Origin of the sequence: Malikia granosa (genome assembly GCF_002980595.1) — a bacterium.
GTDB classification, from domain to species: Bacteria; Pseudomonadota; Gammaproteobacteria; order Burkholderiales; family Burkholderiaceae_C; genus Malikia; species Malikia granosa.
In genome coordinates, this window is the sequence record NZ_PVLQ01000012.1 from 131394 (window position 1) to 150376 (window position 18983).

Below are 18983 nucleotides of genomic sequence, written 5' to 3' on the forward strand. Positions count from 1 at the left end.
TTCGCGCTGGCCTGAAAATCTGTTTTCAAGGGGCTGGTGCAGCCATCCACCCATTTGATTTTTCGATAGGAGCCGATCATGGCCGTCCAGCAAAACAAAAAGTCCCCTTCCAAGCGCGGCATGCACCGCTCGCACAATGCCCTGAACGTGCCGGGCATCGCCGTCGAAGCTACCACCGGTGAAGTGCACCTGCGCCACCACATCAGCCCGAACGGTTTCTACCGTGGCCGTCAGGTCCTGAAGAACAAGTCCGAGGCCTGATAGGCGCTGACGCGCCATTGCCCTCGCACCATCCGTTCGAGGCAAAGCCCGCATTCACTGCGGGCTTTTTTTATCCTGATGCTGCCACCTTGAGGACGCTGGAATGATCACGATCGCGGTCGATTGCATGGGCGGAGACTTCGGCCCCGCAGTCACCTTGCCGGCCTGTGCCGCCTTTCTCGCCTCCCACCCCAATTCCCGCCTGCTGCTGGTCGGCCTGCCCGAGGCCCTGGCCAAGCTGCCGCCTGCCATCGACCCGAGCCGGGTCCAGGTCATCCCCGCCAGCGAGGTCGTCACGATGGACGACCCGCTCGAGGTGGCGTTGCGGCGCAAGCGCGACTCGTCGATGCGCGTCGCGATCAACCAGGTCAAGGACGGTGCCGCCCAGGCCGCCGTCTCGGCCGGCAACACTGGCGCGCTGATGGCGATCGCACGCTTCGTGCTCAAGACGCTCGACGGCATCGACCGGCCGGCGATCGCGGGCCAGATGCCCAATGTCACTGGTGGCGCGACCACCATGCTCGACCTCGGCGCCAACGTCGACTGCAGCGCCGAGCACCTGCTGCAGTTCGCCGTCATGGGCTCGGCCCTGGTGGTTGCGATCAGCGGCAAGGAGTCGCCCACGGTCGGCCTGCTCAACATCGGCGAGGAAGCGATCAAGGGCAATGAGGTCATCAAGCAGACCGGCGTGCTGCTGCGCGCCGCGGCCGCCAACGGCGACCTCAACTTCCAGGGCAACGTCGAGGGCAACGACATCTTCAAGGGCGTGGTCGACCTGGTGGTCTGCGACGGCTTCGTCGGCAACGTCGCGCTCAAGAGCAGCGAAGGCCTGGCCAGCATGGTCAGCACCCTGATCAAGCAGGCATTCGGCCGCAACATCCTGACGAAAATGGCTGCCATCGTGGCCTATCCGGTGCTATCCGCGTTCAAGAGGCGGGTGGATCACCGGCGCTACAACGGCGCGGCGCTGCTTGGCCTGCGTGGACTGGTGTTCAAGAGCCATGGTTCGGCCGACGCCTTCGCCTTCGAGCAGGCGCTGGCGCGCGCGTATGATGCAGCCCACAACCAGTTGCTCGACAACGTGCGGGCGCGCATCGCCCATGCAGCGCCGCTGATGGCCGCCAGGAGCGCGGCCGCCTTGTCGTCCGACCCAGCCTGAGACCTAGCTGGCGTTCAGGGCCAGACCAACCCAGACCGAACATGAGACGCTATTCCCGCATTTCCGGTACCGGCAGCTACCTGCCGCCGCGCCGACTGACGAACGCCGACATGGTCGGCCTGCTGGCCGAACGCGGCATCGAGACCAGCGACGACTGGATCGTCGACCGCACCGGCATCCGCGCCCGCCATTACGCCGACGACGGCGTCAATGCCAGCGACCTCGGCCTGCAGGCCAGCCTGAAGGCGATCGAGGCTGCCGGCTGCCAGATCGGCGACATCGACCTGATCATCGTCGCGACCTCCACGCCCGACATGGTCTTTCCCTCGACCGCCTCGATCCTGCAGCGCAAGCTGACTGAGTCGGCCGTGGCGCAGGGCCAGGCCGGCGCAGCGGGCGGTGCCGCCTTCGATGTGCAGGCGGTCTGCAGCGGCTTCATCTACGCGCTGACCATCGCCGACGCCATGATCCAGACCGGCGCCGCGACGCGTGCGCTGGTGGTCGGCGCCGAGGTGTTCTCGCGCATCCTCGACTTCAAGGACCGCACCACCTGCGTGCTGTTCGGCGACGGCGCCGGCGCCGTGGTGCTCGAGGCCGTCGAGCATGACGGCAGCGGCCCGGCCGTGCTGGCCAGCGACATCCATGCCGACGGCCGCCATACCGGCATCCTGTGTGTGCCGGGCACGGTCAGCGGCGGCCAGGTGCTGGGCGACCCGCTGCTCAAGATGGACGGCCAGGCAGTGTTCAAGCTCGCCGTCGGCCTGCTCGAGACCGCCGCCAAGGCCGCGCTGGCCAAGGCCGGCATGACCGAGCCCGACGTCGACTGGCTGGTGCCGCACCAGGCCAACATCCGCATCATCCAGAGCACGGCGCGCAAGCTCAAGCTGTCGATGGACAAGGTGATCGTGACGGTGGACCAGCATGGCAACACCTCGGCCGCCTCGATCCCGCTCGCGCTCGACGAGGGCGTGCGCAGCGGCCGCATCCAGCCGGGCCAGACCGCGATGCTCGAAGGGGTGGGCGGCGGCTTTACCTGGGGTGCGGTGCTGCTGCGCCTGTGATCCCCAAGACAAGACAGTTCAGAAAGCAAACATGAGCCACTTCGCATTCGTTTTTCCTGGCCAGGGCTCCCAGTCGGTCGGCATGCTCGACGCCTGGGGTGATCACCCGGTCCTGCTCGAGACACTCAAGGAAGCCTCCGACGCGCTCGGCGAGGACATCGGCCGGCTGATCCACGAAGGCCCCAAGGAAGCGCTCGCGCTGACCACCAACACCCAGCCGGTGATGCTGGTCGGTGCCGTCGCCGCCTGGCGCATCTGGCTGGCCGAGGGCGGCGCGCTGCCGGCCGCGGTCGCCGGCCATTCGCTCGGCGAGTACTCGGCGCTGGTCGCCGCCGGCTCGCTGACCCTGGCCCAGGCCGCGCCGCTGGTGCGCTTCCGCGCCCAGGCGATGCAGGACGCGGTGCCGGTCGGTGCCGGCGCCATGGCGGCTATCCTGGGGCTGGACCCCGAGGGCGTCAAGGTCGGCTGCGCCGAGGCGCAGGCGCTGTTCGCCGCCGACAGCGGCGAAGTGGTCGAGGCCGTCAACTTCAACGATGCCGCGCAGACCGTGATCGCCGGCAGCAAGGCCGCGGTCGAGAAGGCCTGCGAGGTGCTGAAGGCCAAGGGCGCCAAGCGCGCGCTGCCGCTGCCGGTCTCGGCGCCGTTCCACTCCAGCCTGATGAAGCCGGCGGCCGAGCGTCTGAAGGAAAAGCTGGCCGATACCGTCTTCGCCGTCCCGCAGATCCCGGTGCTCAACAACATCGATGTCGCGGTCGAGACTGAGGTGGAGCGCATCCGCGACGCGCTGTATCGCCAGGCCTTCGGCCCGGTGCGCTGGGTCGAGAGCGTGCGCGCGCTGAAGGCCCGCGGCATCGGCCACATCATCGAATGCGGCCCCGGCAAGGCGCTGACCGGCATGGTCAAGCGCATCGATGCCGAGCTGGTGGCCGCCGCCATCAACGACCCGGCCACGCTGGCCGAAGTCAAGGCCTTGCTGGCCTGAAGGAATCCCCATGTCTGACAACCAAACCCCCGCCCAGGTTGCCCTGGTCACCGGCGCCTCGCGCGGCATCGGCGCGGCGATCGCGCTCGAACTGGCCCGCCAGGGCTACCAGGTCATTGGCACCGCCACCTCGGACGAGGGCGCAGCCAAGATCGGCGCCACCCTGTCGGTTTTTGCCGGCTGCCGTGGCGCCAAGCTCGACGTCAACGACGCCGCCGCCGGCGAAGCCCTGATCGACGCCATCGTCAAGGAGCAGGGCGGGCTGCAGGTGCTGGTCAACAACGCCGGCATCACGCGCGACATGCTCGCGATGCGCCTGAAGGACGAGGACTGGGATGCGGTGCTCGACACCAACCTCAAGGCCGTGTTCCGCATGAGCCGCGCCGTCATCAAGCCGATGATGAAGCAGCGCTACGGCCGCATCATCAGCATCACCAGCGTGGTGGGTGCCTCCGGCAACCCGGGCCAGGCCAACTACGCGGCCGCCAAGGCCGGCGTCGCCGGCATGACGCGCGCGCTGGCACGCGAGCTCGGCAGCCGCCACATCACCGTCAACTGCGTCGCACCCGGCTTCATCGAGACCGACATGACCGGCTCGCTGCCCGAGGCGCAGCAGCAGGCCTTGCTGGGCCAGATTCCGCTCGGACGCCTGGGCAAGCCGGCCGAGATCGCGCATGCCGTGGCCTTCCTCGCCAGCCCGCGCGCGGGCTATGTGACGGGCCAGGAGCTGCATGTCAACGGCGGCATGTTCATGGCCTGATCGGGGTCCGACTCGCGAATCGGATAACATCGGCCCCGGCTAGCCGCCAGGGGCCGGGCCGGACCGGCCCCGCTTAGGCAGAACTGCCGACGCCGGCCCGGCTAGAATGGCGGCACAGTTTTCAACCACCCTCAGAGGGAAATATGAGCGATATCGAAGCACGCGTGAAGAAAATCATTGCCGAACAACTCGGCGTGGAAGAGTCCCAGGTGACCAACGAGAAGTCCTTCGTGGCCGATCTGGGCGCTGACTCCCTCGACACCGTGGAGCTGGTGATGGCCCTGGAAGATGCCTTCGGCATCGAAATCCCGGACGAAGACGCCGAGAAGATCACCACGGTGCAAAACGCCATCGACTACGCAGTCGCCAACCAGAAGTAAGCATCCATGAGCCGCCGCCGTGTCGTCGTGACCGGTCTGGGCTGCCTCTCTCCCGTGGGCAACACGGTAGAGGCTTCCTGGGCCAACCTGCTCGCTGGTCAGTCCGGCATCGACCTGATCACCAAGTTCGATGCCAGCAACTTCGCCTGCAAGATCGCAGGTGAGGTCAAGGGCTTTGACCTGGAGTCCTACATCAGCGCCAAGGAAGCGCGGACCATGGACAGCTTCATCCACTACGGCATTGCCGCGGCCGCCCAGGCCGTGGCCGATGCCGGCCTGCCGACAGGCGAGGCGCTGGGTGAAGAGGAGGCCACGCGCATCGGCTGCGTGATCGGCTCGGGCATCGGCGGCTTGCCCCTGATCGAGAACACCCGGGACGAACTGGTGAGCCGCGGCCCGCGCCGCATCTCGCCGTTCTTCGTCCCGGCCTCGATCATCAACATGATTGCCGGCCATGTGTCGATGCGCTTTGGCTTCAAGGGGCCGAACCTCGCTGTCGTCACCGCCTGCACCACCGGCCTGCATTGCATCGGCGAGGCCGGCCGCATGATCGAATACGGCGACGCCGACGTGGTCGTCGCCGGTGGCTCCGAAGCCACCGTCTCGCCGCTGGGCGTGGGCGGCTTCGCGGCCATGCGTGCGCTCTCGACGCGCAACGATGATCCCAAGACCGCATCCCGTCCCTGGGACAAGGACCGCGACGGCTTCGTGCTCGGCGAGGGCGCTGGCGTGATGGTGCTCGAGGAGTACGAGCACGCCAAGGCGCGCGGTGCCAAGATCTACGCCGAGTTGCTGGGCTACGGCATGAGCGCCGATGCCGGCCACATGACCGCGCCGAGCATGGACGGCCCGCGTCGCGCCATGCTCAATGCGCTGCGCAATGCCGGCGTCAATGCCGACCAGATCGACTACCTGAACGCGCACGGCACCTCGACCCCGCTGGGCGACATCAACGAGACCAAGGCGATCAAGGCCGCGCTGGGTGACCATGCGCACAAGATCGTCGTGAACTCGACCAAGTCCATGACGGGCCACCTGCTGGGTGGCGCGGGCGGCATCGAGAGCATCTTCACGGTGCTCGCGCTGCACCACCAGATCAGCCCGCCGACCATGAACATCTTCAACCAGGACCCCGAGTGCGACCTGGACTACTGCGCCAACCAGGCGCGCGAGATGAAGATCGACTACGCGCTGAAGAACAACTTCGGCTTCGGCGGCACCAACGGTTCCCTGGTGTTCAAGCGCGTCTGACCCCGCCCTGAGCCATGCACAGCGCCCCTTCGGTGGAATACCCGGCGGGGCGTTCTGCTTTCCAGGGCCGGCTCGAAGGCTTGCTGCTGCTGGCCTGGCTGGCCATGCAGCTGGCCTGGTGGCTCTCGCTCAAGGGCGGAGCGCTGCCCGGCGCCTGGTGGTTCTCGGCCCTGCTCGGGCTGTTGCTCTGGGTGGTGACGCGCTGGCGCTCGCACCAGCCGTTCGCTGGCCGGTTGTGCTGGGAGCCGGTGCCGCCGCCGGGCGCCGATGCAGCGCCGCTGCCAGGCCAGGCCGGCCGGCCGGGGCGCTGGACCTGGCGCAGCGCGGCCTATCGCCATGGCACCGAGCTCGCCGGTCTGCACTGGGCGCTCGACCTGCAGGACCGGGTGCTGCTGCGGCTGGACAATGCCGCCGGCCTGGGCTGGTGGGTCTGGCTCGAGCGCGACAGCGCGCCCGCCGACTGGCAGGCCCTGCGCGTCGCGCTGGTGGCCTGGCGCGAGGCGGGACGACGCGCCGCGGGGCAGGGGACATGAGCGGCCCGGCCCCGATCCGGCTTGCAGCCAGGCGGCGGGACGGATAGAGTCGGTCCAATGGTTCCGGGTCCGTCCAACACTTCTTCCGCCCACAGCGACTGGCTGCTGGTGCAGCGCACGCTGGCCGGCGAGATGCGGGCTTTCGAGCTGCTCGTGCTCAAGTACCAGCGCCGGGTCGAGCGCCTGATCGGACGCCTGGTGCGCGACCCCGGCCTGGTCGAGGACCTTGCGCAGGAAACCTTCATCCGCGCCTACCGCGCCCTGGCCCGCTTCCGCGGCGAGTCGGCCTTCTACACCTGGCTGTACCGGATCGCGGTCAATACCGCCAAGCGGCAGCTCGCCGAGCTCAGCCGCGACCCGGTGCTCAGCCTGAGCGCGCTCGAATCCGGTGCCGACGATGAAACTTCCGGCGCCATGCATGAACTAATGCTGCAGGCGACCGATGACGCCACCCCGGAGGCCCTGCTCGCGAGCAAGGAAATCGCCCAGGCGGTCAATGCCGCGATGGAGGCATTGCCGCCCGAACTGTCCCAGGCCATCGCGCTGCGCGAGATCGAGGGCTTGAGCTACGACGCGATCGCGCAGCAGCTCGCCTGTCCGATCGGCACCGTCAGGTCGCGCATTTTCCGTGCCCGCGAGGCGATCTCGGTCCGTATCAAACCCCTGCTGGAGCGCCAGGGCGGCAAGCGCTGGTGAGGCCCGCTGCCCGTTTTCCATTTGTGCCACCTATGAATTCGCCACAGAACCCCGATGCCCTGCCGGCATCGCCTGCCGAGGGGCGCGAGTCCCTGTCCGCCCTGGTCGACGGCGAATGCCGGCCCGAGGAGCTGGCCGCCCTGCTGCGTGCCGGCCCGCAGCGCCAGGCGCTGGGCGCCGACTGGGCTTGCTTCCAGGCGGTCGGTGCCGCCCTGCGCCAGCAGGCCGGCGACGACCTGCGCCCGCCCTCGGCCGACTTTGCCGCGGCCGTGATGGCCCGCCTGGCCAGCGAAGCCCTGCCCGGCGCCGCCGAGGTCGCCGAGATGCCGCCGCAGGTCAGGGCGCGCGCCGCCGCCAACGACGAGCACTGGCGCTGGAAATGGGTCGCGGGCCTGGCCGCCTGCGCGGCCGCCGCCGCCTTCGGTTGGCAGCTGCTCGACCACGAGGCGGCGGCCGGTCCCGAACTGGCCAAGGCGCAGCCGGCGACCCGATGAAGCCCGCGCGCGCCTTCCTGCTGGCGCGCGCAGCCCTTGATCTGCCGGCTGGCGCCCTCATCTGAAGCCGGTCATCGCTACTCTGGAGAGCCGTACATGCCGATTTCCCAATCGCTGCTCCGACGCCTGAAGTCCACTCCCCTGGTGCTGGGTGCCGCCCTCACCGCGGCGACCGTCCTCTGGCAGCCGGGAGCCAGCCTGGCCCAGACCGCCAGCGCGCCCGCCGCCAGCAGCGCGCGCGGACTGCCCGATTTCGCCGACCTCGCCGAGCAGGTCGGCCCCTCGGTGGTCAACATCCGGACCATCGAGAAGGTCAGCCAGAGCCAGGCCGGCAGCCAGGAAGAGCAGATGCTCGAGTTCTTCCGCCGCTTCGGCCTGCCGGTGCCGCCGGGCGCCAGCCCGCGCGGTCCGCGCCAGAACCGGGGCCCCGAGGAGCGTCCGAGCGGCGTCGGATCGGGCTTCGTGCTGAGTGCCGACGGCTTCATCATGACCAATGCCCATGTGGTCGAAGGCGCCGACCAGGTCATCGTGACGCTGACCGACAAGCGCGAGTTCAAGGCCAAGGTCATCGGCGCCGACAAGCGCAGCGATGTCGCGGTGGTCAAGATCGAGGCGCGCGGCCTGCAGCCGGTCAGGATCGGCGACATCGGTCGCCTGCGCGTCGGCGAATGGGTGATGGCGATCGGCTCGCCGTTCGGCCTCGAGAGCACGGTGACCGCCGGCATCGTCAGCGCCAAGCAGCGCGAGACCGGCGACTACCTGCCCTTCATCCAGACCGACGTCGCGATCAACCCCGGCAACTCGGGCGGGCCGCTGATCAACCTGCGCGGCGAGGTGGTCGGCATCAACAGCCAGATCTACTCGCGCTCGGGCGGCTTCCAGGGCATCTCGTTCGCGATCCCGATCGACGAGGCGGTGCGCGTGTCGGACCAGCTGCGCGCCAGCGGCAAGGTCACGCGCGGGCGCATCGGCGTCTCGATCGCCGGCGTCGACCCGGACATCGCCGAATCGCTCGGCTTGAAGAAGGCCGAGGGCGCGCTGGTGCGCGGTGTCGAGGAAGGCTCTCCGGCAGCCAAGGCCGGGGTCGAGGCCGGCGACATCATCGTCAAGTTCGATGGCAAGGCGGTCGAGAAGTCGATCGACCTGCCGCGCCTGGTCGGCAACACCAAGCCCGGCAGCAAGGTCGGCCTGACGGTGTGGCGCCGCGGCGCCTACAAGGACCTGCGCTTGACCGTGGTCGCGCTCGAGGAGGAGAGGGTCGCCAAGGCGGCCGGCAGCGAGAAGCCGCCGGCCAAGCCCTCGGGCGCGGCGCAGGCGTTCGGATTGACCCTGCGCGAGCTCGATGCCGAGGAAAAGGCCGAGCTCAAGCTGCGCGGCGGCCTGGTCGTGCTCGATGCCAGTGGTGCCGCCGCGCGTGCCGGGCTCGGCGAGGGCGACGTGATCCTGGCGGTGGCGAACCGGGAAGTCCTCGGGCTGAAGGACTTCGAGGCGGCGCTGGCCGGCCTCGACAAGGGGCGCGCGGTCAACCTGCTGGTGCGCCGTGGCGACTGGGTCCAGTACTTCGTGATCCGGCCGAATTCGCGTTGATCGGGCTTTTGCCTACAATCGAGCCTTAGCTTCTGTATAGCCAGACTCCGGCTCTGGGCGCGTCAATTCCTGGCGCGCCTGTTTTTTTGTTGGGCAGCCTGCCCGCTCCGCCGGACATGTCCGACCGCTCGCGATGAATCACATTCGAAACTTTTCCATCATTGCCCATATCGACCACGGCAAGTCCACCCTGGCCGATCGACTGATCTCGCGCTGCGGGGGCCTGAGCGACCGCGAAATGAGCGAGCAGGTGCTCGACTCGATGGACCTCGAGAAGGAGCGCGGCATCACCATCAAGGCGCAGACCGCCGCGCTGCACTACAAGGCCCGCGACGGCCAGGTCTACAACCTGAACCTGATCGACACCCCGGGCCATGTCGACTTCTCCTACGAGGTCAGCCGCTCGCTGTCGGCCTGCGAGGGCGCGCTGCTGGTGGTCGATGCCTCCCAGGGCGTCGAGGCCCAGACGGTGGCCAACTGCTACACCGCGCTCGACCTCGGCGTGACCGTGCTGCCGGTGCTCAACAAGATGGACCTGCCCAACGCCGACCCGGACAACGCCCGCGCCGAGATCGAGGACGTGATCGGCATCGACGCGACCGACGCGATTCCCTGCTCGGCCAAGACCGGCATGGGCATCGACGAAATCCTCGAGCTGGTCGTGGCCCAGGTGCCGCCCCCGAAGGGCAACCCGGACGGTCCGCTGCGCGCGATGATCATCGACAGCTGGTTCGACCCCTATGTCGGCGTCGTGATGCTGGTGCGCGTGGTCGACGGCACGCTCAACCGCGGCGACAAGATCAAGCTGATGGCGACCGAGGCGCAGTACAACGCCGAGAAGCTCGGTGTCTTCACGCCGCACAACGAGCCGCGCCCGGCATTGAAGGCCGGCGAGGTGGGCTACATCATCGCCGGCATCAAGGAGCTGACGGCGGCCAAGGTCGGCGACACCATCACCGCGGTCAAGACCAGCAGCGGCGCCAACCTGGCCTTCGCGACCGAGGCGCTGCCCGGTTTCAAGGAAGTCCAGCCCCAGGTCTTCGCCGGCCTGTACCCGACCGAGGCCAGCGAGTACGACTCGCTGCGCGACGCGCTCGAGAAGCTGCAGCTCAACGACGCCGCGCTGCGCTACGAGCCCGAGGTCTCGCAGGCGCTGGGCTTCGGCTTCCGCTGCGGCTTCCTCGGCCTGCTGCACATGGAGATCGTGCAGGAGCGACTCGAGCGCGAGTTCGACCAGGACCTGATCACCACCGCGCCGAGCGTGGTCTACGAAGTGGTCAAGGGCGATGGCGAGGTCATCATGGTCGAGAACCCGTCCAAGATGCCCGACCAGGGCCGGATCCAGGAGATCCGTGAGCCCATCGTCACGGTCCACCTCTACATGCCGCAGGACTATGTCGGCGCCGTCATGACGCTGGCCAACCAGAAGCGCGGCATCCAGATGAACATGGCCTACCACGGCAAGCAGGTCATGCTGACCTACGAGCTGCCGCTGGGCGAGATCGTGCTCGACTTCTTCGACAAGCTCAAGTCGGTCAGCCGCGGCTACGCCTCGATGGACTACGAGTTCAAGGAATACCGCGCCTCCGACGTGGTCAAGGTCGACATCCTCTTGAACGGCGACAAGGTCGACGCGCTGTCCATCATCGTGCACCGCAGCCAGTCGCAGTACCGCGCGCGCGCCGTGGTCGCCAAGATGCGCGAGATCATCAGCCGCCAGCAGTTCGACGTCGCGATCCAGGCCGCGATCGGCGCCAACATCATCGCGCGCGAGACCGTCAAGGCGCTGCGCAAGAACGTGCTGGCCAAGTGCTATGGCGGCGACATCAGCCGCAAGAAGAAGCTGCTCGAGAAGCAGAAGGCGGGCAAGAAGCGCATGAAGCAGATCGGCTCGGTCGAGGTGCCGCAGGAGGCCTTCCTGGCCATCCTGCAGGTGGAGGAATGATGAGCGACGAAAAGATGGCGACGCTGACCGGCGTCCTGCTGGCGGCCTTCGGCGGCTACGGCCTGGCCTGGTACCTGGGCCTGGTCGAGGGCAACTTCGCCCTGCTGCTGTTCCTGGCCACGGTCGTGACCGGCATCTACTGGGTGGCCGAGAAGCTGGTCTTCCTGCCGCGCCGCCGCGCTGCCGCCGACCATCTGGCGGCCGAGCAGGCGCGCCGCGGCGCCGAGCTCGACAAGATCGGTGTCAAGGGCGACAGCGTCGACATCGCGGCCGCGCAGCACAAGCTGCTGGCCCAGCCCTGGTGGCTGGACTGGACCGCCGGCCTGTTCCCGGTCATCGTGGTGGTGTTCCTGCTGCGCAGCTTCCTGTTCGAGCCGTTCAAGATCCCGTCCGGCTCGATGATTCCGACCCTGCGCGTGGGCGACCTGATCCTGGTCAACAAGTTCCACTACGGCGTGCGCCTGCCGGTGCTCAACCGCAAGGTCATCGACAACCACGAGCCGCAGCGCGGCGACGTGATGGTGTTCCGCTACCCGCCGCAGCCCAGCCTGGACTACATCAAGCGCGTGATCGGCGTGCCGGGCGACGAGGTGGCCTACCTGAACAAGCGCCTGACCGTCAACGGCCAGCCCGTTCCCACCGTCAAGGCGCCCGAGTTCTTCGATTCCGAATCGATGCGTTATGCGCGCCAGTTCGAGGAGCGCCATGGCGGCAAGACCTACCGCACGCTCAACGACGACGAGCGTCCGGCCTTCATTCCCGGCGCCAGCGACTTCCCGTACAAGGACCAGTGCCGCTACAGCGTCGAGGGCGTGGTCTGCAAGGTGCCGGCCGGCCACTACTTCATGATGGGCGACAATCGGGACAATTCGCTCGACTCGCGCTACTGGGGCTTCGTGCCCGAGGCCAACATCGTCGGCAAGGCCTTCTTCGTCTGGATGAATTTCGGCGACCTGGGCCGCATCGGCACCTTCGAGTGATGGGCAATCCACCCGCCAGCCTTTAAGATGCGGGCAGGGTGGTAGCCGGGAGGGCGATGATGAAAAGACAAGAGCGAGGCCTGGGTCTGGTCGGTCTGATCCTGGTCAGTGCGATGGTGGCGGTGTTCGGTCTGGTGCTGGTGCAGGTGGTGCCGACCGTGATCGAGTACCAGACCATCCAGCGCGCCGCCCAGCGTGCTGCCCAGGGCAACACGGTGGCCGAGGTGCGCAACCTGTTCGACAAGGCCGCCGCCATCGATGACATCCACTCGATCGACGGTCGCGACCTCGAGATCAGCAAGCAGAACGACCAGGTGATCGTCGAATTCGCCTACGAACGCGAGATCCACCTGGCCGGCCCGGCCTGGCTGGTCATGCGCTATTCCGGCCGCTCGAAGTGAGCGCCGGCCTGAAGGGAACACACAGCTTTTGAATGCCGATTTGCTGGCGCTGCAAACGCGCCTGGGATACCGTTTCACCTCAGTCCCGCTGCTCGCGCGGGCGCTGACCCACCGCAGCCATAGCGCCGACCATTACGAGCGGCTCGAGTTCCTGGGCGACTCGGTGCTGAGCCTGGCCATCTCGGGCCTGCTCTACGAGCGCCTGAGCCGCCAGCACGAGGGCGAACTCTCGCGCATCCGCGCCAACCTGGTCAAGGAAGACACGCTGGCGGGCATCGCCACCACGCTGGGGCTGTCTGCCGTGCTGCGCCTGGGCGAGGGCGAGCTGCGCTCGGGTGGCCAGCGCAAGCCCTCCATCCTGGCCGACGTGGTCGAGGCCATCATCGGCGCGGTCTACCTCGATGCCGGCTTCTCCGAGGCCGAGGCGCTGGTGCGCCGGCTCTACCAGGGGGTCGACATCAATCCGGCCATGAGCGCGAGCAGCAAGGACGCCAAGACCGCCCTGCAGGAATGGCTGCAGGGGCGCAAGATGAAGCTGCCGGTCTACCGCGTGACCGCGATCAAGGGCGAGGCGCATCGCCAGACCTTCGAGGTCCTGTGCGAGATCGAGTCCGGCCAGAGCCAACCCGGCAGCGGTGTCTCGCGCCGCGCCGCCGAGCAGGCCGCCGCCGCGGCCCTGCTGCAACAACTGAACAAGAATCCGAAATGAGCCGACCCCTTACCCCCAAGTCCAAGTCCGATGCCGCCGCCAAGCCGGGCCTGAACCAGGACCTCGACGCGATGCTGGCTGGCGCGCTGCGCAAGCCGGGCCAGGCGGTCGCCAGCCCGGTCGCCGCGCCGGCCGAACCAATGGGCCCCAAGCGCTGCGGCTATGTCGCCATCGTCGGCAAGCCCAACGTCGGCAAGTCGACCCTGCTCAATGCCCTGGTCGGCCAGAAGGTCAGCATCACCTCGAGCAAGGCGCAGACCACGCGCCACCGCATCACCGGCCTGCTGACCCAGGGCGCGACCCAGTTCGTCTTCGTCGATACCCCTGGCTTCCAGACCCGGCATGGCAATGCGCTGAACCGCTCGCTCAACAAGACCGTGCTCGGCGCGGTGACCGATGTCGACGTGATCGTGTTCGTGGTCGAGGCCGGCAGCTTCCAGGCGGCCGATGCCAAGGTGCTCGAGCTGCTGCCGAAGAACATCCCGGTCATCCTGCTCGCCAACAAGCTCGACATGGTGCACCGCCGCGCCGAGCTCGCGCCCTGGCTGGCCGAGATGCAGCAGCGCCATCCCTTCGCCGAGTTCGTGCCGATGTCGGCCAAGAGCGCCAAGGACATCCAGCGCTTCTACGCCATCTGCGAGAAATACCTGCCCGAGCAGGACTGGATGTTCGATGCCGACGAGCTGACCGACCGCAGCGAGCGCTTCATGGCCGCCGAGATGGTGCGCGAGAAGCTGTTCCGCCTGACCGGCGACGAGCTGCCCTATACCTCGACCGTCATCATCGACAAGTTCGAGCAGGAGGGCAAGCTGCGCCGCATCGCCGCGACCATCGTGGTCGAGCGCGAGGGACACAAGGGCATGGTGATCGGCGACAAGGGCGAGAAGCTCAAGCGCATCGGCTCCGAGGCGCGCCAGGAGCTCGAGAAGCTCTGGGGCGGCAAGATCTTCCTCGAGCTCTGGGTCAAGGTGCGCTCCGGCTGGGCCGACGACGAGGCACGGGTGCGCAGCTTCGGCTACGAATGAGGGCGCGCTGAGCGACCATGGCCCAGGCCAAGCTGCCGCGCGTCCACGAGGAGCCGGCCTATGTGCTGCACCGCTACGACTGGAGCGAGTCCAGCCTGATCCTGGAGGTGTTCAGCCGCCGCCATGGCCGGGTCGCGCTGGTGGCCAAGGGCGTCAAGCGCCCGACCTCGCAGTACCGGGCCGTGCTGCTGCCGCTGCAGCCGCTGCGCCTGGGCTGGGGCGGCGATGCCGAGGTCCGCACCCTGCGCAGCGCGCACTGGCAGGGCGGGCATGTGATGCCCTCGGGCGATACCCTGCTGGCGGGCTACTACCTCAACGAGCTGCTGCTCAAGCTGCTTGCGCGCGATGACGCGCACCCCAAGCTGTTCGACCATTACGCCGACGCGGTGCTCGCGCTGGCCGAGGGCCAGCAGGCGCAGGCCGCCGTGGTGCGTGCCTTCGAGCTGCTGATCCTGCGCGAGGCCGGCCTGCTGCCGGCGCTCGACCTCGAATGCGCCAGCCTGGCGCCGCTGCTGCCCGATGCCCATTACCGCCTCGAGCCCGAGGCCGGCCTGCGCCTGACCGAGCCGGCCGACGGCCCGTCGGCGCTGCACCACGCCCTGTCCGGCGCCTGCTGGCTGGCGCTGCAAGCGGCGCTCGACGACCCCTATCCCTTTGCCGCGCTGCTGCGCGCCTGCGAGGGCGCGCGCGGCCATGCCCTGCGCCAGCCGCTGCGCCAGCTGCTGCACTACCATAGCGGCGTGCGCGTGTTCCAGACCCGCCAGCTGATGCTGGACATCAGGCGCCTGCGGCCGGCACATCCGCCCGAACCCTCATCCAGACCATGAACTCCACCGCCTCCCTGCTCAGCGTCCAGCCTGCCGCCAGCCTGCCGACCGCCTTGTCCGTCAACGTCAACAAGGTCGCGCTGGTGCGCAACACCCGCCACCTGGGCATCCCGAGCGTCACCCGCGCCGCCCAGCAATGCCTGGAGGCGGGCGCGCAGGGCATCACCGTGCACCCGCGCCCGGACGGCCGCCATATCCGCGAGCAGGACGTGTTCGACCTGCAGGCCCTGATGCAGGACTGGCCGCAGCGCGAGTTCAACATCGAGGGCAATCCCTTCCACAACCTGATGGAGATCGTGCGCCAGGTACGACCGCAGCAGGCCACCTTCGTGCCCGACAGCGAAGGCCAGTTCACCAGCGACCACGGCTGGAACCTGGCCCAGGACGGCGAACGCCTGCGCCCGCTGATCGCTGAATGCCGCGCGCTCGGCGTGCGCGTGAGCCTGTTCATGGACCCGGTCCCCGAGGCAATGGCCGCGGTCAAGGCGCTGGGCGCCGACCGCATCGAGCTCTATACCGAGCCCTATGCCGCCGCCTGGGGCTATGCCGCGCAGGCCGAGCAGCTCGAGCGCTACCGCGCCGCCGCGCAAGCCGCGCTCGACGCCGGCCTGGGCGTCAACGCCGGCCACGACCTGAACCGCGACAACCTGGTCGATTTCCTGCGCAGCGTGCCGGGCGTGGCCGAGGTCTCGATCGGCCACGCGCTGATCGCCGATGCGCTCGAGCTTGGCTATCGAGCCACCGTGCGCGCCTACCTGGACTGCATCCTGGCCGCGCGCGGCTGAAGCCGGCGGCCCGGACCATGATCTACGGCATCGGCACCGACATCTGCGACGTGCGCCGCATCCGCGACAGCCTGGAGCGCCACGGCGAGCGCTTCGCCGAGAAGATCCTCAGCGAGGCCGAACTGGCCACCTGGCGCGCGCGCAGCGAGCGCTGGCCCGAGCGCGGCGTACGCTACCTGGCGACCCGTTTCTCGGCCAAGGAGGCCTTCAGCAAGGCGATCGGCATGGGCATGCGCATGCCGATGACCTGGCGCGACTGTGAGATCGCCAAGCTGCCCAGCGGCCAGCCCACCATCCGGCTGCACCGCGGCCTGAAGGACTGGTTCGAGGCCCAGGGCCTGAGCGCCCATGTCAGCGTCACCGACGAAACCGATTACGCCGCCAGCTTCGTGGTGGTCGAGCGCACCGGCGGCGCCACCTTGTCACCAGAAAAATCATGACTTTCCATTCCCCGCTGATCATCGACATCGCCGGCACCAAGCTCAGCAAGGTCGACAAGCAGCGCCTGGCCCATCCGCTGGTCGGCGGCGTGATCCTGTTCGCCCGCAACTGGCAGGACCGCGCGCAGCTGACCAAGCTCTGCCGCAAGATCAAGAAGGTCAGAGGCGATCTGCTGATCTGCGTCGACCACGAGGGCGGTCGCGTGCAGCGCTTCCGCCGCGACGGCTTCACCCACCTGCCGCCGATGCGCGCCTTCGGCCAGGTCTGGCTCGAGGGCGACGGCTCGGTCACCGGTGCTGCTGCGCTGGCGGCCTGCAATGCCGCGACCGCGGCCGGCTATGTGCTGGCGTCCGAGCTGCGCGCCTGCGGCGTCGATTTCAGCTTTGCCCCGGTGCTCGACCTCGACCATGGCGGCAGCAGCGTGATCGGCGACCGCGCCTTCGCGCGCGACCCGCGCATGGTGGCCCTGCTGGCGCAGGCGCTCATGCATGGCCTGCGCCAGGCCGGCATGGCCAACTGCGGCAAGCATTTTCCCGGCCATGGCTGGGCCACGGCCGACTCGCATGTCGACATGCCGGTCGACGAGCGCGGCTTGGACGCCATCCTGGCCGACGACGCCGCGCCCTACGGCTGGCTCAACGCGTCCTTGAGCAGCGTGATGCCGGCCCATGTGATCTACCCGCAGGTCGATGCACGGCCGGCCGGCTTCTCCAGCTTCTGGCTCGGCGAGGTGCTGCGCCGCCGCCTCGGCTTCACCGGCGCGGTGTTCAGCGACGACCTGTCGATGAAGGGCGCGCGCCAGCTCGAGGGCCGCGAGCTCAGCTACACCGAGGCCGCGATCACCGCGCTCGAGGCCGGCTGCGACATGGTGCTGCTGTGCAACCAGTCGCTGCTCGACGAGGGGCGGGCGATCGACGAATTCCTCGCCGGCATGAGCGAGGCCCTGCTCAAGGGCCGCTGGACCGCGCGCGAGGCCAGCGAGCAGCGCCGCCAAGACCTGCTGCCCAGAGCCAAGGCACCCAAGTGGGACCAGCTGATGGTCGAGCCGAGGTATATGCATGCGCTGGGGCTGCTGCCTTGAGCCCAGGCGCTCACTTGATCTTCTTCACGCGCTCGAGCTCCGTTTGCAGCAGCTTGACCATGGTCGGATCGTAGGTCTGCAGCACGCGATTGACCACGCCCTGGGTGGCCTGGCGCATGCGCGCGAGTTCTGCCGCCGGCACGGCATCGAACTGCATGCCGCCGGCGGTCAGCTCGTCGACGGCCCGCTTGGCCTGGGCGCGGCTGACCTGGCGCTCGTAGTCCCGGGCCTCGATGGCGGCCGAGCGCAGGATCTTCTGCTCCTCGCTTGACAGCTTGTCCCAGAATTTCTTGCTGACCAGCACCGCGATCACGCCATAGGCATGGCTGGTCGAGCTCAGGTATTTCTGGGTCTCGTTGAGCTTGGCCGAGCGCGTGATCAGGTAGGGATTCTCCTGGGCGTCGAGCGCCTTGCTCTCCAGCGCGCCGTAGAGCTCGGCAAACGACATCGGCACCGGATTGGTCTTGAGCGCCTTGAAGGTCTCGATGAAGACCGGGTTCTGCTGCACGCGGATCTTCAGGCCTTCCAGGTCTTCCAGGCGCTTGATCGGACGCTTGCTGTTGGTGACATGGCGAAAGCCGTTTTCCCAGAAGGCCAGTCCGACCAGACCCTTCTCCGGCAGCTTGGCCAGCAGCGCCTGGCCGAACGGGCCGTCGAGCAGCGCGTCGGCCTGTTCCGGCGTGTCGACCAGGAAGGGCAGGTCGAGCAGCGCGAAATCCTTCACCATGCCGGCGATCGGCGGCGTGCCCGGGGCGAACATCTCCTGCACGCCGCCGGCCAGCGCCGACAGCTGCTGCATCTCGTTGCCGAGCTGCAGGGCCGGGAATTCGCGCACCTTGAGCTTGCCGCCGCTCCTGGCCGCGACCAGGTCGGAGAATTTCTTGACGCCGAAGCTGATCGGGTGATCCGCGTTCACCGGGTGGCCGATGCGTATCGTGCGTTCCTCTATCTGGGCATTCGCGGCCGAGCCCAGCAGCAGGGCGGCGGCAACAGCGGCGACTTGCGACAGCTTGATCAGTTTCATTTTGACTCCTCGTGCATTGTTATGGGGGCCAGCGCCGCCGGTCACGGGGTGATTGACCGGCATCTGCCGCCACTGGAGGCGGCGGGCGTGGCTGATCCATCATAAGGAGGGAAATGCCGCTTTCCGGAGCTCTAGGGTATGTCCTGATAGAGATGGCACTTTGGCAAGACATGCCCAGTGCCAGTTATCCCGGACCTGGTCGTTTCTACAACTCGGCACCATTGATGCAAACGGAAACATTCTCTGACCGGGATGCGCCGGACAATCGATGCATCGCATCCGGACTCCGAGAGTCCCCGCATTTCAGCAAGGTAATCTCATCATGAAGCCGATCAATCGATTGCTCAAACCCGTGGCGGCCATGTTGCTGCTGTCCGCCTTGATGGCCTGCGCCCCCTTGTCCCACCGGCAGCAGAACGCGGCCGTCGGCGCTGGTGTCGGCGCCGTGGCCGGATCTATCCTGACCGGCGGCAGCACCCTGGGCACCCTGGGTGGGGCGGCCATCGGCGGCGTCATCGGCAACGGCACCGATGGCCATTCCAGGCGCCGCTAAGGCCGGTCCAGCCAGGCCTGCGTCGCGCAGTCTGCCTGGCTGCGGCAG

At 68.1% G+C, this 18983-nt stretch carries 22 protein-coding genes; 21 read left to right on the plus strand and 1 reads right to left on the minus strand.

Translation table 11 applies throughout. From position 1 onward, the window contains the following. The first annotated feature begins 78 nt into the window (after positions 1-78). The 20 genes from rpmF (at position 79) to nagZ (ending at position 17358) form a co-directional block, all read left to right on the plus strand. Positions 79-261, plus strand: a complete 183-nt coding sequence (gene rpmF / locus C6P64_RS03940; RefSeq protein WP_105728868.1) for a 50S ribosomal protein L32 — start codon at positions 79-81, stop codon at positions 259-261. Between the two features lie 103 nt (positions 262-364). After that, positions 365-1420 carry a phosphate acyltransferase PlsX gene (gene plsX / locus C6P64_RS03945; protein ID WP_105747288.1) on the plus strand — a complete coding sequence of 352 codons (1056 nt, stop codon included), beginning with the start codon at positions 365-367 and terminating at the stop codon, positions 1418-1420. A 41-nt stretch (positions 1421-1461) separates the two neighbouring features. Continuing rightward, a complete protein-coding gene (locus C6P64_RS03950) occupies positions 1462-2481 on the plus strand; it encodes a beta-ketoacyl-ACP synthase III (protein WP_105747289.1) in 1020 nt (339 codons plus the stop codon). A 31-nt stretch (positions 2482-2512) separates the two neighbouring features. After that, positions 2513-3463, plus strand: a complete 951-nt coding sequence (fabD, locus tag C6P64_RS03955; RefSeq protein WP_105747290.1) for an ACP S-malonyltransferase — start codon at positions 2513-2515, stop codon at positions 3461-3463. 10 nt (positions 3464-3473) lie between these two features. Further along, on the plus strand, positions 3474-4223 hold the full coding sequence (gene fabG / locus C6P64_RS03960; RefSeq protein WP_105747291.1) for a 3-oxoacyl-ACP reductase FabG: 750 nt from the start codon (positions 3474-3476) through the stop codon (positions 4221-4223). 143 nt (positions 4224-4366) lie between these two features. Next, positions 4367-4603 (plus strand): acyl carrier protein, encoded by a 237-nt coding sequence (gene acpP, locus C6P64_RS03965; RefSeq protein WP_105747292.1) that lies wholly within the window; start codon positions 4367-4369, stop codon positions 4601-4603. Positions 4604-4609: 6 nt separating this feature from the next. Next, positions 4610-5854 carry a beta-ketoacyl-ACP synthase II gene (gene fabF, locus C6P64_RS03970; protein ID WP_105747293.1) on the plus strand — a complete coding sequence of 415 codons (1245 nt, stop codon included), beginning with the start codon at positions 4610-4612 and terminating at the stop codon, positions 5852-5854. A 14-nt stretch (positions 5855-5868) separates the two neighbouring features. Then, positions 5869-6387 carry a hypothetical protein gene (locus tag C6P64_RS03975; protein ID WP_146115858.1) on the plus strand — a complete coding sequence of 173 codons (519 nt, stop codon included), beginning with the start codon at positions 5869-5871 and terminating at the stop codon, positions 6385-6387. A 57-nt stretch (positions 6388-6444) separates the two neighbouring features. After that, positions 6445-7083 (plus strand): RNA polymerase sigma factor RpoE, encoded by a 639-nt coding sequence (gene rpoE, locus C6P64_RS03980; protein WP_105747295.1) that lies wholly within the window; start codon positions 6445-6447, stop codon positions 7081-7083. A 32-nt stretch (positions 7084-7115) separates the two neighbouring features. Further along, the gene (locus C6P64_RS03985; RefSeq protein WP_105747296.1) at positions 7116-7577 is read left to right on the plus strand and encodes a sigma-E factor negative regulatory protein; all 462 of its coding nucleotides are present in this window, start codon (positions 7116-7118) and stop codon (positions 7575-7577) included. A gap of 96 nt (positions 7578-7673) precedes the next feature. After that, positions 7674-9164, plus strand: a complete 1491-nt coding sequence (locus C6P64_RS03990) for a DegQ family serine endoprotease (protein ID WP_105747297.1) — start codon at positions 7674-7676, stop codon at positions 9162-9164. Positions 9165-9297: 133 nt separating this feature from the next. After that, a complete protein-coding gene (gene lepA / locus C6P64_RS03995; RefSeq protein ID WP_105747298.1) occupies positions 9298-11109 on the plus strand; it encodes a translation elongation factor 4 in 1812 nt (603 codons plus the stop codon). 14 nt (positions 11110-11123) lie between these two features. Next, positions 11124-12089: a signal peptidase I gene (lepB, locus tag C6P64_RS04000; RefSeq protein WP_105747422.1), complete on the plus strand. Its 966-nt coding sequence runs from the start codon at positions 11124-11126 to the stop codon at positions 12087-12089. Between the two features lie 59 nt (positions 12090-12148). After that, positions 12149-12490, plus strand: coding sequence for a DUF4845 domain-containing protein (locus C6P64_RS04005; RefSeq protein ID WP_105747423.1), 342 nt, complete (start codon positions 12149-12151; stop codon positions 12488-12490). A gap of 28 nt (positions 12491-12518) precedes the next feature. Further along, positions 12519-13199, plus strand: a complete 681-nt coding sequence (rnc, locus tag C6P64_RS04010; RefSeq protein ID WP_105747299.1) for a ribonuclease III — start codon at positions 12519-12521, stop codon at positions 13197-13199. Continuing rightward, the gene (era, locus tag C6P64_RS04015; protein ID WP_170073037.1) at positions 13196-14224 is read left to right on the plus strand and encodes a GTPase Era; all 1029 of its coding nucleotides are present in this window, start codon (positions 13196-13198) and stop codon (positions 14222-14224) included. The genes rnc and era overlap by 4 nt, the downstream gene beginning before the upstream one ends. 17 nt (positions 14225-14241) lie before the next feature. Then, positions 14242-15051 carry a DNA repair protein RecO gene (gene recO, locus C6P64_RS04020; RefSeq protein ID WP_105747300.1) on the plus strand — a complete coding sequence of 270 codons (810 nt, stop codon included), beginning with the start codon at positions 14242-14244 and terminating at the stop codon, positions 15049-15051. After that, a complete protein-coding gene (locus tag C6P64_RS04025) occupies positions 15048-15836 on the plus strand; it encodes a pyridoxine 5'-phosphate synthase (protein ID WP_105747301.1) in 789 nt (262 codons plus the stop codon). The genes recO and C6P64_RS04025 overlap by 4 nt, the downstream gene beginning before the upstream one ends. A 17-nt stretch (positions 15837-15853) precedes the next feature. Continuing rightward, the gene (acpS, locus tag C6P64_RS04030; protein ID WP_105747302.1) at positions 15854-16276 is read left to right on the plus strand and encodes a holo-ACP synthase; all 423 of its coding nucleotides are present in this window, start codon (positions 15854-15856) and stop codon (positions 16274-16276) included. After that, positions 16273-17358, plus strand: a complete 1086-nt coding sequence (gene nagZ, locus C6P64_RS04035) for a beta-N-acetylhexosaminidase (RefSeq protein ID WP_105747303.1) — start codon at positions 16273-16275, stop codon at positions 17356-17358. The genes acpS and nagZ overlap by 4 nt, the downstream gene beginning before the upstream one ends. 10 nt (positions 17359-17368) lie before the next feature. Here the strand turns inward: nagZ and C6P64_RS04040 are convergent, their stop codons facing one another. Continuing rightward, positions 17369-18382 carry a TRAP transporter substrate-binding protein gene (locus C6P64_RS04040; RefSeq protein WP_105747304.1) on the minus strand — a complete coding sequence of 338 codons (1014 nt, stop codon included), beginning with the start codon at positions 18380-18382 and terminating at the stop codon, positions 17369-17371. Positions 18383-18704: 322 nt separating this feature from the next. On the opposite strand from C6P64_RS04040, the gene C6P64_RS04045 reads away from it, so the two are divergent. Further along, entirely contained in the window at positions 18705-18935 is a 231-nt protein-coding gene (locus C6P64_RS04045) for a glycine zipper 2TM domain-containing protein (RefSeq protein WP_211296791.1), read from the plus strand. The last annotated feature ends 48 nt before the right edge of the window (positions 18936-18983 follow it).

Excerpts from the sequence above, each read along its gene's own strand:
- rpmF (WP_105728868.1), top strand. The coding sequence starts at position 79 with ATGGCCGTCCAGCAAAACAAAAAGTCCCCTTCCAAGCGCGGCATGCAC.
- plsX (WP_105747288.1), top strand. The coding sequence starts at position 365 with ATGATCACGATCGCGGTCGATTGCATGGGCGGAGACTTCGGCCCCGCA.
- C6P64_RS03950 (WP_105747289.1), top strand. The coding sequence starts at position 1,462 with ATGAGACGCTATTCCCGCATTTCCGGTACCGGCAGCTACCTGCCGCCG.
- fabD (WP_105747290.1), top strand. The coding sequence starts at position 2,513 with ATGAGCCACTTCGCATTCGTTTTTCCTGGCCAGGGCTCCCAGTCGGTC.
- fabG (WP_105747291.1), top strand. The coding sequence starts at position 3,474 with ATGTCTGACAACCAAACCCCCGCCCAGGTTGCCCTGGTCACCGGCGCC.
- acpP (WP_105747292.1), top strand. The coding sequence starts at position 4,367 with ATGAGCGATATCGAAGCACGCGTGAAGAAAATCATTGCCGAACAACTC.
- fabF (WP_105747293.1), top strand. The coding sequence starts at position 4,610 with ATGAGCCGCCGCCGTGTCGTCGTGACCGGTCTGGGCTGCCTCTCTCCC.
- C6P64_RS03975 (WP_146115858.1), top strand. The coding sequence starts at position 5,869 with ATGCACAGCGCCCCTTCGGTGGAATACCCGGCGGGGCGTTCTGCTTTC.
- rpoE (WP_105747295.1), top strand. The coding sequence starts at position 6,445 with ATGGTTCCGGGTCCGTCCAACACTTCTTCCGCCCACAGCGACTGGCTG.
- C6P64_RS03985 (WP_105747296.1), top strand. The coding sequence starts at position 7,116 with ATGAATTCGCCACAGAACCCCGATGCCCTGCCGGCATCGCCTGCCGAG.
- C6P64_RS03990 (WP_105747297.1), top strand. The coding sequence starts at position 7,674 with ATGCCGATTTCCCAATCGCTGCTCCGACGCCTGAAGTCCACTCCCCTG.
- lepA (WP_105747298.1), top strand. The coding sequence starts at position 9,298 with ATGAATCACATTCGAAACTTTTCCATCATTGCCCATATCGACCACGGC.
- lepB (WP_105747422.1), top strand. The coding sequence starts at position 11,124 with ATGGCGACGCTGACCGGCGTCCTGCTGGCGGCCTTCGGCGGCTACGGC.
- C6P64_RS04005 (WP_105747423.1), top strand. The coding sequence starts at position 12,149 with ATGAAAAGACAAGAGCGAGGCCTGGGTCTGGTCGGTCTGATCCTGGTC.
- era (WP_170073037.1), top strand. The coding sequence starts at position 13,196 with ATGAGCCGACCCCTTACCCCCAAGTCCAAGTCCGATGCCGCCGCCAAG.
- recO (WP_105747300.1), top strand. The coding sequence starts at position 14,242 with ATGGCCCAGGCCAAGCTGCCGCGCGTCCACGAGGAGCCGGCCTATGTG.
- C6P64_RS04025 (WP_105747301.1), top strand. The coding sequence starts at position 15,048 with ATGAACTCCACCGCCTCCCTGCTCAGCGTCCAGCCTGCCGCCAGCCTG.
- acpS (WP_105747302.1), top strand. The coding sequence starts at position 15,854 with ATGATCTACGGCATCGGCACCGACATCTGCGACGTGCGCCGCATCCGC.
- nagZ (WP_105747303.1), top strand. The coding sequence starts at position 16,273 with ATGACTTTCCATTCCCCGCTGATCATCGACATCGCCGGCACCAAGCTC.
- C6P64_RS04040 (WP_105747304.1), bottom strand. The coding sequence starts at position 18,382 with ATGAAACTGATCAAGCTGTCGCAAGTCGCCGCTGTTGCCGCCGCCCTG.
- C6P64_RS04045 (WP_211296791.1), top strand. The coding sequence starts at position 18,705 with ATGAAGCCGATCAATCGATTGCTCAAACCCGTGGCGGCCATGTTGCTG.